The organism is Mediterraneibacter sp. 210702-DFI.5.30, assembly GCF_020560115.1.
GTDB lineage: Bacteria > Bacillota > Clostridia > Lachnospirales > Lachnospiraceae > Mediterraneibacter > Mediterraneibacter faecis.
This window is the reverse complement of sequence record NZ_JAJCME010000175.1, coordinates 1-235: the sequence shown is the minus strand read 5'-3', so window position 1 is coordinate 235 and position 235 is coordinate 1. Positions and strand designations below refer to the sequence as shown.

1 pseudogene is annotated in these 235 nt (G+C 43.4%); it reads left to right on the top strand.

Annotated features, from left to right (window positions below):
- Positions 1 to 43 precede the first annotated feature (43 nt).
- A pseudogene (locus tag LI126_RS15160) lies at positions 44 to 235 on the top strand (threonine synthase); the annotation flags it as partial.

The window sequence follows — 235 nt, the reverse complement described above, 5'->3', positions numbered from 1 at the left end:
GAACTCTACCAAACCACTACTGTATTAAGAATGGAGGATCACAATGAACTATCGCAGTACGCGTGGTAATGTTAAAGATGCATTAAAATCTAGTGACGCCGTTGTTCAAGGACTGGCTCCGGATGGCGGATTGTACGTTCCGGTTGACTTTCCCAAACCAGCGTACGATCTGGAAAAATTGATCCAACTGCCTTATCAGAAATTGGCACAGACGATTCTGCAATGGTTTTTTAAC